At 68.2% G+C, this 14,560-nt stretch carries 10 protein-coding genes; 8 read left to right on the top strand and 2 right to left on the bottom strand.

All coding sequences use genetic code 11. From position 1 onward, the window contains the following. The first annotated feature begins 8 nt into the window (after positions 1-8). The 5 genes from NJQ98_RS03350 to NJQ98_RS03330 all read left to right on the top strand — a co-directional run bounded on the left by NJQ98_RS03350 (position 9) and on the right by NJQ98_RS03330 (position 6,763). Positions 9-1,337, top strand: coding sequence for a TIGR00341 family protein (locus NJQ98_RS03350; RefSeq protein ID WP_262175650.1), 1,329 nt, complete (start codon positions 9-11; stop codon positions 1,335-1,337). Positions 1,338-1,382: 45 nt separating this feature from the next. Continuing rightward, complete coding sequence (locus NJQ98_RS03345) at positions 1,383-3,098, top strand: radical SAM protein (RefSeq protein ID WP_262175647.1); 1,716 nt, start codon at positions 1,383-1,385, stop codon at positions 3,096-3,098. A gap of 164 nt (positions 3,099-3,262) precedes the next feature. After that, positions 3,263-5,083 (top strand): flippase-like domain-containing protein, encoded by a 1,821-nt coding sequence (locus tag NJQ98_RS03340; protein ID WP_262175644.1) that lies wholly within the window; start codon positions 3,263-3,265, stop codon positions 5,081-5,083. A 217-nt stretch (positions 5,084-5,300) separates the two neighbouring features. Then, on the top strand, positions 5,301-6,185 hold the full coding sequence (locus NJQ98_RS03335) for an SDR family oxidoreductase (RefSeq protein ID WP_262175641.1): 885 nt from the start codon (positions 5,301-5,303) through the stop codon (positions 6,183-6,185). Positions 6,186-6,238: 53 nt separating this feature from the next. Then, on the top strand, positions 6,239-6,763 hold the full coding sequence (locus tag NJQ98_RS03330; protein ID WP_262175637.1) for a YciE/YciF ferroxidase family protein: 525 nt from the start codon (positions 6,239-6,241) through the stop codon (positions 6,761-6,763). On the opposite strand, the gene yjjX is transcribed toward NJQ98_RS03330, so the two are convergent. Beyond that, positions 6,757-7,263 carry an inosine/xanthosine triphosphatase gene (gene yjjX, locus NJQ98_RS03325; protein ID WP_262175636.1) on the bottom strand — a complete coding sequence of 169 codons (507 nt, stop codon included), beginning with the start codon at positions 7,261-7,263 and terminating at the stop codon, positions 6,757-6,759. The two genes, NJQ98_RS03330 and yjjX, sit on opposite strands and share 7 nt — an antisense overlap. 208 nt (positions 7,264-7,471) lie before the next feature. Between yjjX and NJQ98_RS03320 the strand changes: the two genes are divergently transcribed. The 3 genes from NJQ98_RS03320 (at position 7,472) to NJQ98_RS03310 (ending at position 10,537) form a co-directional block, all read left to right on the top strand. Beyond that, complete coding sequence (locus NJQ98_RS03320; RefSeq protein ID WP_262175634.1) at positions 7,472-8,434, top strand: transcription initiation factor IIB; 963 nt, start codon at positions 7,472-7,474, stop codon at positions 8,432-8,434. A gap of 162 nt (positions 8,435-8,596) precedes the next feature. Then, a complete protein-coding gene (locus NJQ98_RS03315; protein ID WP_262175632.1) occupies positions 8,597-9,478 on the top strand; it encodes a methyl-accepting chemotaxis protein in 882 nt (293 codons plus the stop codon). A 30-nt stretch (positions 9,479-9,508) separates the two neighbouring features. After that, positions 9,509-10,537, top strand: a complete 1,029-nt coding sequence (locus tag NJQ98_RS03310) for a DNA-methyltransferase (RefSeq protein WP_262175631.1) — start codon at positions 9,509-9,511, stop codon at positions 10,535-10,537. On the opposite strand, the gene NJQ98_RS03305 is transcribed toward NJQ98_RS03310, so the two are convergent. Next, positions 10,538-14,425 carry a hypothetical protein gene (locus tag NJQ98_RS03305; RefSeq protein ID WP_262175630.1) on the bottom strand — a complete coding sequence of 1,296 codons (3,888 nt, stop codon included), beginning with the start codon at positions 14,423-14,425 and terminating at the stop codon, positions 10,538-10,540. Positions 14,426-14,560 lie beyond the last annotated feature (135 nt).

Genomic DNA, 14,560 nt, shown 5'->3' with positions numbered 1-14,560 from the left:
CCCAGCGCATGCGCCTGGTACAGGTCGTCGTTCCGGACGAAAAGCGGGGGGATATCGTCTCGAAACTCAGAGAGCACGAGCTGGGCGTCTCGACCACGAAGGAGACCAGCGGCGAGGACGACCGGACCCTCGTCTCGTTTGTCGTCCCCGCCGATGCCGTCGAGCACGTACTCGACGAACTCCACGAGGTCGGGCTGGAAGAGGAGTGGTACATCGCCTCCCTGGAAACGGAGTTCGCCTCCTTCGAGGGCGTCGACGAGGTACAGAACCGCTGGGCGAAGACGCCCAACAGGGTCGCGCCCCGGACGCTGCGGTCGAAGGCCAAGGACATGCGGCTCAACACCCGGGCGTACCTGTGGATGATGACGCTCTCGACGATAATCGCGACGGCGGGGCTGCTCATCGGTTCGCCGGCCGTGGTGGTGGGGTCGATGGTGCTCGCGCCCATCGTCAGCCCGATGCTGACTGCGAGCATCGGGCTCGTCCGGGACGACCAGCGGATGGTATTCGACAGCGTCCGGATGCAGGGGGTCGGGCTGGGTGTCGCCGTCGTCGGGGCGACGGCCTTCAGCTGGCTCCTGAAGGCTGTCCTCGCCGTCCCGGCCGAGCTTGCCGTCGGGAACATCGAGCTGATAGCCATCCGGTTTTCCCCGTCTATCCTCGCGGTCATCGTCGGCCTGGCGGCGGGGGCGGCCGGCTCGTTCAGCCTCGCGACGAAGGGCCAGGTCGCCATCGTCGGCGTGATGGTCGCCGCGGCGCTCATCCCGACGGCGGCCGCCGCCGGCATCGGCTTCGCCTGGGGCCAACCCGGCGTCGGCGTCGGGGCCGTGGTGTTACTGACGCTGACTATCATCGCCGTCAATCTCGGCGCGTATCTGACCTTCGAGTACATGGGGTACGGACCGGACGAGGTCGACCGGGGGGTCTTCGCCACGGACGGGCTTCGCCGGACCGCCGCGCTGGCCGCCACGGTCGTCCTCGTCGTCGCGGTGGTCGGCGCCGTCGGCGTGGGCACCTACCAGCAGGTGACCTTCGAGCGGTCGGTCAACGAGGCGACGACGGAGGTGTTACAGCGCGCCACCTACGACGACCTCGGCGTCGTCTCCGTCACCGCCGAATACGTCGGCACGGGGCCGCTGTTCGACCCCTCGACGGTGACCGTGACGCTCTCGCGGACCAGCGACCGCCCCTACGAGGAGCTACCGGACGAACTCGCTCAGGCCATCGACGAACGGACGGACGAGCGTGTGATGGTGCAGGTCCGGTTCCGGGATTACGAGCGGTCGACCGTCCCGAGCGCGGCGAGCGGGACGACGCCGACCCCGCGGCCGTCCTGAGGACAACCGAACACCGTTTTAGGCGTCGAGCCGTAACTCGGGGGTATGACTGACCCCGCTGAACTCGACGTGACCATCGTCGACGGCTACGTCGACGAACCCGCCCACTTCGGGGTCCCGCCCTACATCTCGACGTATCCGCGCTACGCCGCCGGCGCGCTGGTCGACGCCGGCGTCCCCGAGTCCAGCATCACCTACCACACGATAGACGAGCTGCGCGAGGACACGCACCTGTGGCGTGACGTCGAGGACGCCGACCTCATGGTGTACGTCGGCGGGATGACCGTCCCCGGCAAGTACGTCGGCGGCACGCCGGCCGAACCGGACGAGGTCCGGAAACTCGCCTGGACCGCCGACGGCACCTCGATCATCGGCGGCCCGGTCCGCTTCGGCGTCGGCGAGGCGAACGAGGGGGCCAGCGAGACGGCCCGCGACGACCTCGACTTCGACTTTCTGGCGATGGCCGACGTGGAGGCGGCCGTCTACGACCTCGTCGAGTCCGGCCTCGAAGGGTTCAACGACCGCTACCGCGACATCGAGGAGGAGACCCGCTGGGCCCGCGCGGGCGCGTTCGTCGTCGAGCAACACCCCAACCACCCGGACTACCTCATCTGCGAGATGGAGACCTCGCGGGGCTGTCCGTACCGGTGTTCGTTCTGTACGGAGCCGATGTACGGCAACCCCGACTTCCGCCCGCCCGAGAGCGTCGTCGACGAGGTGGACGCCCTCTCGGACAGGGGCGTCGCGCACTTCCGGCTGGGCCGACAGGCCGACATCCTCGCCTACGGCGGCGACGGCGAAGCGCCCAATCCCGACGCCCTCCGCCGGCTCTACGGGGGAATTCGCGAGGTGGCACCGGACCTGGAGACGCTCCACCTTGACAACATGAACCCCATCACCGTCGTGAAGTGGCCAGACAAGGCCCGCGAGGGGATTCGCATCATCGCCGAACACAACACGCCCGGCGACACGGCCGCGTTCGGACTCGAATCGGCCGACCCCGAGGTGATGAGCGACAACAACCTCAACGTCACCGCCGACGAGTGTTTCGAGGCGGTGAAGATAGTGAACGAGGTGGCCGGCTTCCGCCCCGGCGGCGACCGCGACTCGGCGCCCAACTTCGGCGACGACGCGGCCCGGCGATTGCCGAAGCTCCTTCCCGGTATCAACCTCGTCCACGGGCTGAAAGGCGAGCGTCGGGAGACGTTCGAACACAACAAGCGGTTCCTCCAGCGCGTCTACGACGAGGGGCTGATGCTCCGGCGCGTGAACATCCGGCAGGTGATGGCCTTCGAGGGGACCGACATGGCCGAGACCGGCGCCGACATCGCGAAGGACCACAAGCAGCTGTTCAAGCAGTACAAACAGGAAGTGCGTGAGACCATCGACAACCCGATGCTCCAGCGGGTCGCCCCGCCGGGGACGATACTCCCCGACGTGCACCTGGAGTACCACCAAGACGGCAAGACGTTCGGCCGCCAGCTCGGCACCTATCCGCTGCTCGTCGGGCTGCCGGGCGAGCGGGAGCTGGGTCGGACCATCGACGTCGCCATCACCGACCACGGCTACCGGTCCGTGACCGGCGTCCCCTACCCGCTCGACATCAACAGCGCCTCGATGGCGGAGCTGGCGACGGTCCCGGGCGTGGGCAGGAGTCGGGCCGGCGACATCGTTGTCGGGCGCCCCTACGAGACCGAAAGCGAGGTCGGTGCCGACCTCAGGCAGTTCATTACCGCCCGGTCGCCCGAGCAAGCGGACTAACCCGCGCGCCGGTACAGCGCGCTCCGCCGGGCCGACCACGACACCCCCGGAGACAGTCCGCTGTCGAGCGCTCGGTCCCTCCCACGATAGGTGTGGTAAGCATAGTATAACGCCCACAGAAGCGAACGGAAGCTACTTTTGTCTCGACAGCGCAAAGAGTGTCAATGAACGATATCGAGGTGAGTGTCGTCCTCCCGGCGTACAACGAGGAGGACACCATCGAGCGGACGGTGACGGTCACGCTCGATACCCTCGGGACCTTTCTGCCGGCGGACACCTTCGAGGTCATCGTCGCGGAGGACGGCTGCGACGACCGGACGCCCGACATCGCGACGCGGATGGCCGGGGAGGACGACCGAATCCGGCATATCCACAGCGACGAGCGGCTCGGCCGAGGCGGGGCCCTGGAGTACGCCTTCGAGCGCGCCCACGGCGACACGCTGGTGTACTTCGACACCGACCTCGCCACGGACATGCGCCACCTCGAAGAGCTGGTCGAAAGCGTCCGCTCGGGCGAGTACGACGTCGCCACCGGCTCCCGGTGGATGCCCGAGAACCGCGCCGACCGGCCGGCCAAGCGGGGAATCCCGAGTATCGGCTTCAACACGCTCGTGCGGACCGTCCTCCGCTCTGACCTGCAGGACCACCAGTGCGGGTTCAAGGCCGTCTCCCGGACGGCCTTCGACTCCCTCGGGCCCAAGGTCGAGGACGAACACTGGTTCTGGGACACGGAACTGCTGGTGAAAGCCCAGCGCGAGGGGTATCGCGTCAAGGAGTTCCCCGTCGACTGGGAGCCAAAGGGCGACTCGAAGGTCGACATCGTCCGGGACGTCTTCGGCATGGGGAGCCAGATTCTCCGCACCTTCTGGGAGCTGTCGGTCAGCCCGCGCATCACCCGCCGGGTGTCGATGGGCGCCGGAACGCTGCTGGTCGTCGTCGCCTTGCTGTTGATGACGCAGTATCTCGACCCGGGGACGGTGTTGGCGGAGATGGCCGGCGCCTCGCCCGCCCTCGTTGCCGTCAGCGCGCTCATCTACGCCGTCTCGTGGCCGATTCGGGGCCTGCGCTACCGCGACATACTGGACTCGATGGGCTTTCACGAGAAGTGGGGCTTTCTCACCGGCGCGGTGTTCATCAGCCAGACCGGCAACCTCGTCTTCCCGGCCAGGCTCGGCGACGGGGTCCGCGCCTACGTCGTCAAGGCCCGCCGTTCCATCCCCTATCCCTCCGGCTTCGCGTCGCTGGCCGTCGAGCGCGTCTTCGATCTGCTGACCATCACCGTCCTGGCCGGCGTCGTGATGGTCGGGCTGGCCGCGACCGGCTCGGCCGGTGACCTGCTGGCCGCCATCACCGGCAACGCGGTCGGCGGCGACACCGCACAGAGCGGTCAGACCGCCGTCTACGTCGCCGCGGCCGTGGGGCTCGCCGCCATCGGGGCGGTCGTCGCCATCGTCGCCAGCGCCCGTACGGACGCCAACTTCGTCCGGGCGACCATCGGCCGCCTGAGCGAGGACTCCTACGCCGACTACGTGGCCGGCGTCGTCGAGGGGTTCGTCGCCGACATCCAGACGGTGACCGCCGACGGGCCGGCCTTCGCCCGCGTCGGTATCGGGAGCCTGGCCATCTGGTCGCTGGACGTGCTGACCGCGCTCGCGGTCTTCGCGGCGTTCGGGTACTCGCTGACCCCGTCGCTGGTCGCCGTCGGCTTCTTCGCGGTCAGCGTCGGGAACCTGGCGAAGGTGCTCCCGCTGACCCCGGGCGGCGTCGGGCTCTACGAGGGCGCGTTCACCATCATCGTCGCGCCGCTGACCCCGGTCGGCGTCACCGCCGCACTCAGCATCGCCATCGTCGACCACGCCGTCAAGAACGCCGTCACCATCCTCGGCGGCGTCGCCTCGATGGCCTGGCTCAACGTCTCGCTGACCACCGCCGTCGAGGAGAGCCGCGAGGTCGGCGACGTCGAGGCCGCCACCGTCGACGACTGAACGGTCGGTTGTAACGATTGGCCGGTGAGTTCCCAGTCGGGTCCGGCAGATTACGGTGCCGGCTCACGACTGACCCAACGGGTACGACCGATTTCTTCGGCCGAACCCACGTGCCACAGGACGTCTCTCTCGGTACGCTTCCGGTACGTAGTCGGCGAGAGAACGCCGAGGACCTGCGCTCAAGGACATTTCACGGTACAGCACCTACGTCGACGCGATGCGTGATACGGTTCTCATCACCGGCTGCTCGTCGGGTACCGGGCGCGTCGCCGCCAGGAAATTCCTCGACGACGGCTGGACGGTGTACGCGACGGCTCGCGACCGGGACGAACTGACCGCGCTCGACGAGCGGGGCGCCCACACGGCGCGGCTGGACGTCACATCCGAGGACGACGTCGAGCGGGTGGTCGAACGGGTCGTCGACGAGCAGGGGCAACTCGACTGTCTCGTCAACAACGCCGGCTTCGGCCAGATGGGGCCGGTCGAGGACGTGCCGCTGGAGAAGGTCACGGCCCAGTACGACGTGAACGTCTTCGGCCCGCATCGGACGATACGGGCCGCGTTGCCACAGATGCGCGCACAGGGGTCGGGGACGATTATCAACGTGACGAGCCTCACAGACCGGTTCCCGATGGCCGGGACAGGGAGCTACAGCGGGTCGAAGTCGGCGCTGACGAGCGCCAGCCAGGCCCTCCGTCAGGAGGTCCGCGGCAAGGGCATCGACGTCGTCATCGTCGAGCCGACGGTGGTCGCGACCGAGTTCTACGACCGGGTCCGCGAGGAACTCGTCGACGTCGACCACGGGGCGGCCTACACCGACCTCTACGAGATTCTGGAGCTGCTCCACACGGTCAAGTCCGGCGGACCGGGCATCACGACGCCCGAGGCGGTCGCGGAGACGATACGCATCGCGGCCGACAGCGACGACCCGCGGCGGCGATACAGCGTCGGGTCGTCCGCGAAAGCCGGCGTCGCTATCGCGGCGCTCCTCCCCGAATCGATGCGGACACCGGTGATGCGGGCGGGCGTCGAAGTCGCCGGTAGCTGTCCCGGAAAGCGAGTCCTCCAGTGGTGGTTCTCGCGAAACCACGACGTGAACTGACAGCTAGACAACTGTTTTCCGACGGCCGCGTCAACGACACCACGGGAGACACAGTGAGCACGCCACAGGATATCGAGACGTTCGAGGAACTGTTCCGGGACAAACTGGCCGCCGTCTACGAGATGGAACGACAGCTAGTCGACGAACTCGAATCGCTGTCTGCGGCGGCGACGGACGAGAACCTCAGCAAGGGGTTCGCGATTCATCGCAAAGAGACGGAGACGCAGGTCCGGCGCGTCGAAGCCGCCTTCGAGGCGCTGGGTGCGGAGCCGGAGCGGCGCGAGAGCCCGCTCGTCGACGGCCTGCTGGCCGACCGCGCGGCGTTCGACGAACGGGCGGCGACCGACGCCGTCCGTGACGACTACTATCTCGACGTCGCGACGGCGACGGAACGCATCGAGATAACCAGCTACGAGGGGCTATTGCGGACGGCGAGGACGGCCGAGGTCGGCGACGACGTGGTCGCGCCGCTGGAGGCCAACCTCGGCCAGGAGGAGAAGACGCTCCGGAAACTGCGGGGGCTCGCGGGCCACGGGAGCGTCGAGACGCGCCTGAACGAGATACTGGGCCGTCAGTAGGCGTCGCTTTCGAACGGGCCGACGGCCCCGGCGACGGCGTCGGCAAGGGCGTCCGTCCGGCCGACGCGCCCGCCGGTGTAGACGCCGATAGCGCCCTCCTGTTTCCCGAGCGCCTCGCGGCCGAGTTCGTCGTCGAGAACGGGGCCGAGTTCCTCGCCGTCCCGGAGTCGGTCGGCCACGGCGTCTGGGAGGCGAATCGACGGGCCGGCGCCGAAGTGGGTCGTCGTGCCGTCGGTGACGGCGGCCCACATGATGAGCCACAGCCCCGGCGGCGAGTCGCGCTCGGCGACGCCGCCCTCGATACCGACGCCGTAGTCGGCGCCAGTCGCCGACCGGGCGGCGGCCGCGCGGTTGTCGGCGCCCCGGACCGTCTCCTCGCGGCCCCAGGGCTGTTCCGGGACGCCGGAATCGACCGCGAGGGCAGTCGTTTCGGCGTCGGGACAGACACGCTCGACCGCGCTCACTTTCACCGGGTTCTCGCTCCCGATAGCGATGTCCATGGCCGGGGTAACTACCGGATGATTCATGATGGTTGTTATTTGAATGGCGTCCGCTACCGTATGGAAACCGGTCGTAGGTGGCGTGAGACTGTCGGCAACCACCCGATACCACAATTTTTAAATGTCTTTCGAACGGATTCAGTTTTACCGATTGCCTCCGGGTTCCTCAGCAGTGTCTGTGCCCGGTGAGCCCCCGCCATCGCAACCAATGAACGAAACACGAACGCGACAGCACACAGAGGAGACAGAAGCGGAATCGACCGAGTCGGAATCGACGGCCTGCCCGGAGTGTAGCGGCTCGCTCGTCATCGACGACGAACACGGCGAGACGGTGTGTGAGGACTGCGGACTGGTCGTCGAGTCGGACGAGATAGACCGCGGCCCCGAGTGGCGCGCCTTCGACTCCAGCGAGAAGGACCAGAAGTCCCGCGTCGGCGCCCCGACGACGAACATGATGCACGACAAGGGGCTGTCGACCAACATCGACTGGCGCGACAAGGACGCCTACGGCAACTCCCTGTCGGGCAAGCAGCGCCAGAAGATGCAGCGCCTGCGCAAGTGGAACGAGCGCTTCCGCACCCGTGACTCCAAGGAACGCAATCTCAAGCAGGCGCTGGGCGAGATAGACCGAATGGCGTCGGCCCTGGGTCTCCCCGAGAACGTCCGCGAGACCGCGAGCGTCATCTACCGGCGGGCCCTCGACGAGGACCTCCTGCCGGGCCGCTCCATCGAGGGCGTCTCGACGGCCTCGGTCTACGCCGCCGCTCGACAGGCCGGCGTCCCGCGGAGCCTCGACGAGATCACTGAAGTGTCCCGCGTCGAGAAAAGCGAAATCGCTCGCACCTACCGCTACGTCGTCCGCGAGCTGGGTCTCGAAGTGAAGCCGGCCGACCCCGAGAGCTACGTCCCCCGCTTTGCCTCCTCGCTTGAGCTCTCCGACGAAGCCGAACACCGCGCCCGCCAGCTCCTCCAGAACGCCAAGGAGCAGGGCGTCCACTCCGGGAAATCGCCGGTCGGACTGGCCGCCGCCGCGGTGTACGCCGCTGCCCTGCTCACCAACGAGAAGACCACGCAGGCCGCCGTCAGCGAGGTCGCCGACATCTCCGAGGTCACGATTCGCAACCGCTACCACGAGCTGCTGGAAGCCGAGCAGGACCTCCCCGTCGCCTGACATCGCCGGCTGTCCGTTCGGAGATATATCCGCCGCCGGGGGCGGTTCCGTCAGTTTGGTACCACCGGCAGTACGGGCTGACCGGCACTTTTTCGCCCGCGGAGAATCAGGGCTGATAACCGCGGAGGTACGTTTAATTCGCTGGCCAGACGCGTTCAGTACATGGCTACGGACTTCGGTAGTGGTGGTCAGGGGATGGCCGACGAGACGGAACAGGAGCTCGGGAGTGCCATCGACGAACTGTTGCGCACGTCCGAGAACGTCTCTGGGAGTTCACAGGAGATAAGCGACCTCGCCAACCAGCAGTCCGACAACATGCGGGAGGTCGCGGGGGAAGTCTCGAACCTCTCGGCGACCGTCGAGGAGGTCGCCTCCAGCGCGAACCAGGTCCAGCAGGTCAGCGAGCGCGCCAGGGAGCTGGCGGACGAGGGCCGCGACGTCGCGGACGACGCCATCGACGCCATGGAGGCCGTCGACGAGGCCAACGAGATGGTCTCGGAGGACGTCAAACAGCTCCGTGGACGCATCGACGAGATAGACGAGATAGTCGATGTCATCAACGACATCGCCGACCAGACGAACATGCTGGCGCTGAACGCCTCCATCGAGGCCGCCCGCGCCGGCGAGGCCGGCGAGGGCTTTGCCGTCGTCGCCGACGAGGTCAAGTCCCTCGCCGAGGAGTCCCAGCAGAACGCCACCGAAATCGAACAGCTCGTCTCGAACATCAAGGCGGACACCGAGGACACAGTCGAGAGCATCGACGAGGCCAACGAACAGGTCGAGTCCGGTATCGAACAGGTCACGGAGACCGTCGAAATCCTGCGCGACATCGACGACTCCGTCAAGGAGGCCGCCCGCGGCGCCGAGGAGGTCGCCTCCGCCACCGACGAACAGGCCGCCTCCACCGAGGAGGTCGCGAGCATGGTCGACATGACCGCCGAGAACGCCGAGGAGGTCGCCGAGGAGATTGAGGAGATAGCCGCGGCCAACGAGCAACAGACCGCGAAGATAAACGAGATAAAGACGCTTATCGACGAACGGTAAGCCCAAGTCGGGGCCCCCGCATCGACCCGTATGGAGACGCGCCACCGGGCCATAACCGGCGACGCCCGCGACCTGCCGCTCGACGACGACAGCGTCGAACTGGTCGTCACGTCCCCGCCGTATCCGATGATAGAGATGTGGGACGACATCTTCGGGGCCCTGGAGCCCGACATCGCCGACGCGCTCGGGGCCGGCGACGGCGACCGCGCCTTCTCGCTGATGCACGACGTGCTCGATACCGTCTGGGCCGAACTGGCGCGCGTGCTCGCCCCCGGCGGCATCGCCTGCATCAACGTCGGCGACGCCACCCGCTCGCTCTCCGACGGTTTCCGTCAGTACCCCAACCACGCCGAGATAACGACCCGGCTGACAGACCATGGTCTGCGGGCGCTGCCCGACATCCTCTGGCGCAAGCCGACGAACAGCGGCGCGAAGTTCATGGGCTCTGGGATGGTCCCGCCCAACGCCTATCCGACGCTGGAACACGAACACATCCTCGTCTTCCGCAACGGCGAGCGCCGCACGCTGGAGCCGGGGGCCGACCGCCGCTACGAGAGCGCGTACTTCTGGGAGGAGCGCAACGAGTGGTTCTCGGACCTCTGGGACCTCCCCGGCGAGACCCAGGACATCGACGACGGGCTGCGGGACCGCTCCGGCGCGTTCCCGCTGGCGATTCCCCACCGCCTCGTCTCGATGTTCTCGGTCCGGGGCGACACCGTCCTGGACCCGTTCCTCGGGACGGGCACGACGACGCTGGCGGCGATGGTGGCCGGCCGCGACTCCGTCGGTATCGAGCGCGACGCCGACCTGTTGGCGGCCCTCGACGACCGCGTCGACCGCGTCGGCGAGCGCTCCCAACGAATCGCCCAAGAGCGTCTGGACGCCCACCGGGAGTGGGTGGCCAAGCGCCGCGCCGACGGCAAGGAGCCGGGCTACGAGGCCGAGTATTACGACTTCGCCGTCAACACGAAACAGGAACGGCGCATCCGCTTCCACGCCGTCGACGCGGTGGCACGCACCGACGAAGGGTACCGCGTCACCCACACGCCCGTCGAGTGATTACGGGAGGAGTCCCGAGAGAGCCCCCAGGGGCGACTCGTCGTCAGTCGGCTCGGGCGTCGATTCGGGCGTGTCGGTCGGCTCAGGGGTGGATTCCGGAGTCGGTTCGGGCGTTGGTTCTGCCGTCGGTTCGGGCGTATCGGTCGGCTCCGGGGTAGACTCCGGAGTCGGTTCGGGCGTGTCGGTCGGCTCAGGGGTCGGTTCTGCCGTCGGTTCGGGCGTGTCAGTCGGCTCCGGGGTAGACTCCGGAGTCGGTTCGGCCGTCGGTTCAGGGGTCTGTTCCGCCGTGGGTTCAGGCGTCGACTCCGGCGTCTCGGTCTCCGTCGGCGTCGGTTCGTCGGTCGCCGGCGGCGACTCCACGGTGATAGCGAGCTGTTCCGAACCGTTCAGCGACACCGAGCGGCCATCCTCCGCCGTGCCGGTCAAGGTGTAGGTACCCGGCTCCAGCGGCGCCGTGACCGTCTCGTCGGCCGGTGCGCTCAGCGTCACGTTCGCACCCACCTCGGGCGCGGCCGTGACGACCACGTCGGTTTCGCTGGGGTTCTCGATGGAGACGTTCTGCCCGTCGACCTCGACGGTCAGGTTCGCCGGCGGGAGCGACGGTTCGCTGATGCTGATATCGAGCGTGTCCGAGTCGTTCAGCGACACCGCACGTCCGTCCTCGGCCGCTCCGGTCAGCGTGTAGTTGCCCGGCTCGAACGCTCCAGTAGTCGTCTCACCGGCCGGTGCGCTCAGCGTCACGTTCGCGCCCGTCTCGGGTGCGGCCGTGACAGTGACGTTGGTCTCGCTCGGGTTCTCGATAGAGACGTTCTGCCCGTCGACTTCGACGGTCAGATTCGCCGGCGGGAGCGGTTCCTCGCTGATACTGATATTGAACGCGTCCGAGCCGTTCAGCGACACCGGGCGGCCGTCCTCAGCCGTCCCAGTCAGCGTGTAGTTACCCGGCTCGAATGCCTCGGTGGTCGTTCCTTCAGCCGGTGCGTTCAGCGTCACGTTCGCACCCGTTTCGGGTGCGGCCGTGACGGTCACGTTGGTCTCGCTCGGGTTGTCCACCGAGACGTTCTGTCCGTCGACCTCGACGGTCAGGTTCGCCGGCTGGAGCGGCTCGGCGCTGACGCTGATATTGAACGCGTCCGAGCCGTTCAGTGACACCGGGCGGCCGTCCCCGGCCGCTCCAGTCAGTGTGTAGTTACCCGGCTCGAACGTCTCGGTGACCGTGTCCGCCGGCGGCACGGCCACAGTCCGGTTTGCGCCCTCCTCGGGCGCGGCGGTCACGTTCACCGACGCGTTGCTGGGGTTCTCGATAGAGACGTTCTGCCCGTCGACGGCGACCGAGAGATTCACCGGCGCGGCGGGCCCCTCGGCCTCGACACTGACGGCGAGCTGTTCGGAGCCGTTCAGCAGGACGGTCCGGTTCCCGGCCTCACCCGTCAGCGTGTAGTTGCCCGGGGCGAGCGTCGCCGTCGTCGTCATCCCGGCCGCGGCGTCAATGCTCGCGTTCTCGCCGGTCTCGGGTACCGCGGTCACGTTCACCGATGCGTTGCTGGGGTTCTCGATAGAGACGTTCTGCCCGTCGACGGCGACCGAGAGATTCACCGGCTCGTCGGGCTGGTCGGATGCGACGGTGATGGACAGTTCCGGCTGGCCGTTGAGGTCGACCGGCCGGTTCTCGGCGGCGCCGGTCAGGGTGTAGTTGCCCGGCGCGAACGTCTCAGTGACTGTCTCGTTGGCGGCCACGTCGACGGTCCGGTCGTCACCGCCCTCGGCCGCCGCGGTCACGTTCACCGACGTGTCGCTGGGGTTCTCGATGGAGACGTTCTGGCCGTCGACCGCGACGGATAGATTCACCGGCTCGGCGGGCCCCCCGTCCTCGACACTGACGGCGAGCTGTTCGGAGCCGTTCAGCAGGACGGTCCGGTCCCCGGCCTCACCCGTCAGCGTGTAGTTGCCCGGGGCGAGCGTCGCCGTCGTGGTCTCCCCGGCCGCTGCGTCGACGCTCACGTTCTCTCCGGTCTCGGGCGCCGCGGTCACGTTGACCGACGTGTCGCTGGGGTTCTCGATGGAGACGTTCCGGCCGTCGACGGCGACCGAGAGGTTCACCGGCTCCTCCGGCTCCTCCGGCTGGTCGCCCTCGATACTGACGGTGGCCTCGTCCGAGCCGTCGATGGGGACGCCCTCTCCGCTCGTGGTCTCGGCGGTCAGCGTGTACGTGCCGGGGTCGAGCCGCTGGCTCGCTTCGAAGTTGCGCGGGACCTCGAACTCGGTTACGGCCTCGCCGTCGGCGCTGACAGTGACTCGCACGCGGTCGTCGTTCGGATTGCCGACGGTCACCGTTTGGTTCTCGACGGACGCGCTCAGGCTCTGGAGCGCGGAGCCGACCGACAGCGTGAGTTCGTCCCGGCCGGCAATCTGGACCGTGCGACCGTCGCTGGTCTCGGCGGTCAGCGTGTACGTGCCGGCGTCGAGGTCCACCGTCGTGGACTCGCCCGCGGCGAGCGTCACCGTCTGCGGGTTGTCCTCGCCCGTCAGCGTCACGGTCACGGCCTCGTCGTTGGGGTTCGCGAGGAAGACGCCCCCGTCGCCGGCCGACGCGAAGAGGCTCCGGAGGCTGTCCTCGTCAGTATCGGTACCGCCGTCGGGAGCCCGGTCGGACTCGACGCCGCCGCTGGCGTACACCTCGATTGTCTGTTCGTTGAAGATGTTTATCTCCGCGGCCGTTCCGGCGGCGTCGGCAGCGGCGCCGGCGGTCCGGACCTGTATCTGCTCGACCGTGACCGTCTGTCGCTGGGTCAGCGAGAGGGCGCCCTCACCGGCGCCTTTCGCGGCCGACTGTATCTGCGTGACGGTCGCGCGCTGGAACTGCGATATGGCCCCGCTCGCGGCGCTCTGTGCCGCGGTCTGTATCTGGATGATGGTCACCTGCTGAATCTGGACGACGGTCCCCTGGCTCGCCCCCGCGGCGGCGGCCTGAATCTGCGTGACCGACGCCTCCTGTCCGGCCGTCAGCGCGCCGCGACAGGCGCCGCGAGTGGCGGCCTGAATCTGCGTGACCGACACCGACTGGCTCTGAACGACCGCCCCCGAGGCGGCGCCCATCGACGCCTCCTGGACCTTCTTCGGGTCCTGGTCGTCGCCCCCCTCGGCGCCGCCGCCGGCCGCGCCGAACGCCGCTGCCTGAATCTGCGTGACCGACACGGACTGGTTCCCAGTTAGCGAGCCGTAGGCGGCCCCCTGTGCGGCCTCCCGTATCTGGGACACCGTCACCTGCTGGGCCGCGCCGCCAGCGGCGCCGGCGGCCGACCCGACGGCGGCGTACTGGAGCTGTGTGACGTTCACCCGCTGGTGCTGGGCGACCGACCCGTGGGCCGCGCCGTACGCCGCGGACTGTAGCTGCGCCGTCTCAGCGGTCTGTGACTGCGACAGCGCTCCGGCGGTGCTCGCGTAGATGCCGGCCTGGAGCTGCGTGACGTTCACCGACTGGCTCTGGAGCAACGCGCCGTGGGTCGCGCCCGTCGCGGCGGCCGCTATCTCCTCGCCGGAGGCGTTCTGCTGCCGGCTCGCCGCCGACCGGGCCGCGTCGATGGCCGCCTGGCGCTGTTCCTGCGTGACGTTCACGCCCTGTTGCTGGGTGAGGTTGATACCGGCCTCTGCGCCGCGGGTCGCGGCGGCACGCTCGTCCTCGGAGAGGTTCGATGGCTGGCCGTTACTCGTCGCGTTGACCGATGCCAGCGCATCGAGCCGCTCGCTCAGTGCCTCGTAGTCGACGGCGTCGCCACTCTGGGCGCCCTCGTCGACCTGCTGGGGGCCGGTGCCGAGCTGGGCGGCCGACACCGAGACGACGCTGCCGAGAAGCAGGGCGACGAGGACGAGCGTCAGCGCCCGTGTCATGGGGCCGCCCGCCACTGTCGACTCGTCCAGTGTGACGGTGCTCCGCTCCGGTCTCGGAACCAGTAGTTATGGCTCATGAGAGAGGGTGCCAAACCAGCATAAATAAACCCGACAGACCGTTGTCGAGTCCAGTCG

The organism is Haloarcula laminariae, assembly GCF_025457605.1.
Lineage (GTDB): Archaea > Halobacteriota > Halobacteria > Halobacteriales > Haloarculaceae > Haloarcula > Haloarcula laminariae.
This window is presented reverse-complemented; position numbering and strand designations above follow the sequence as displayed.

Coding starts and splice junctions, on each gene's coding strand:
- NJQ98_RS03350 (WP_262175650.1), top strand. CDS start 9: ATGCGCCTGGTACAGGTCGTCGTTCCGGACGAAAAGCGGGGGGATATC.
- NJQ98_RS03345 (WP_262175647.1), top strand. CDS start 1,383: ATGACTGACCCCGCTGAACTCGACGTGACCATCGTCGACGGCTACGTC.
- NJQ98_RS03340 (WP_262175644.1), top strand. CDS start 3,263: ATGAACGATATCGAGGTGAGTGTCGTCCTCCCGGCGTACAACGAGGAG.
- NJQ98_RS03335 (WP_262175641.1), top strand. CDS start 5,301: ATGCGTGATACGGTTCTCATCACCGGCTGCTCGTCGGGTACCGGGCGC.
- yjjX (WP_262175636.1), bottom strand. CDS start 7,263: ATGGACATCGCTATCGGGAGCGAGAACCCGGTGAAAGTGAGCGCGGTC.
- NJQ98_RS03320 (WP_262175634.1), top strand. CDS start 7,472: ATGAACGAAACACGAACGCGACAGCACACAGAGGAGACAGAAGCGGAA.
- NJQ98_RS03315 (WP_262175632.1), top strand. CDS start 8,597: ATGGCTACGGACTTCGGTAGTGGTGGTCAGGGGATGGCCGACGAGACG.
- NJQ98_RS03310 (WP_262175631.1), top strand. CDS start 9,509: ATGGAGACGCGCCACCGGGCCATAACCGGCGACGCCCGCGACCTGCCG.
- NJQ98_RS03305 (WP_262175630.1), bottom strand. CDS start 14,425: ATGACACGGGCGCTGACGCTCGTCCTCGTCGCCCTGCTTCTCGGCAGC.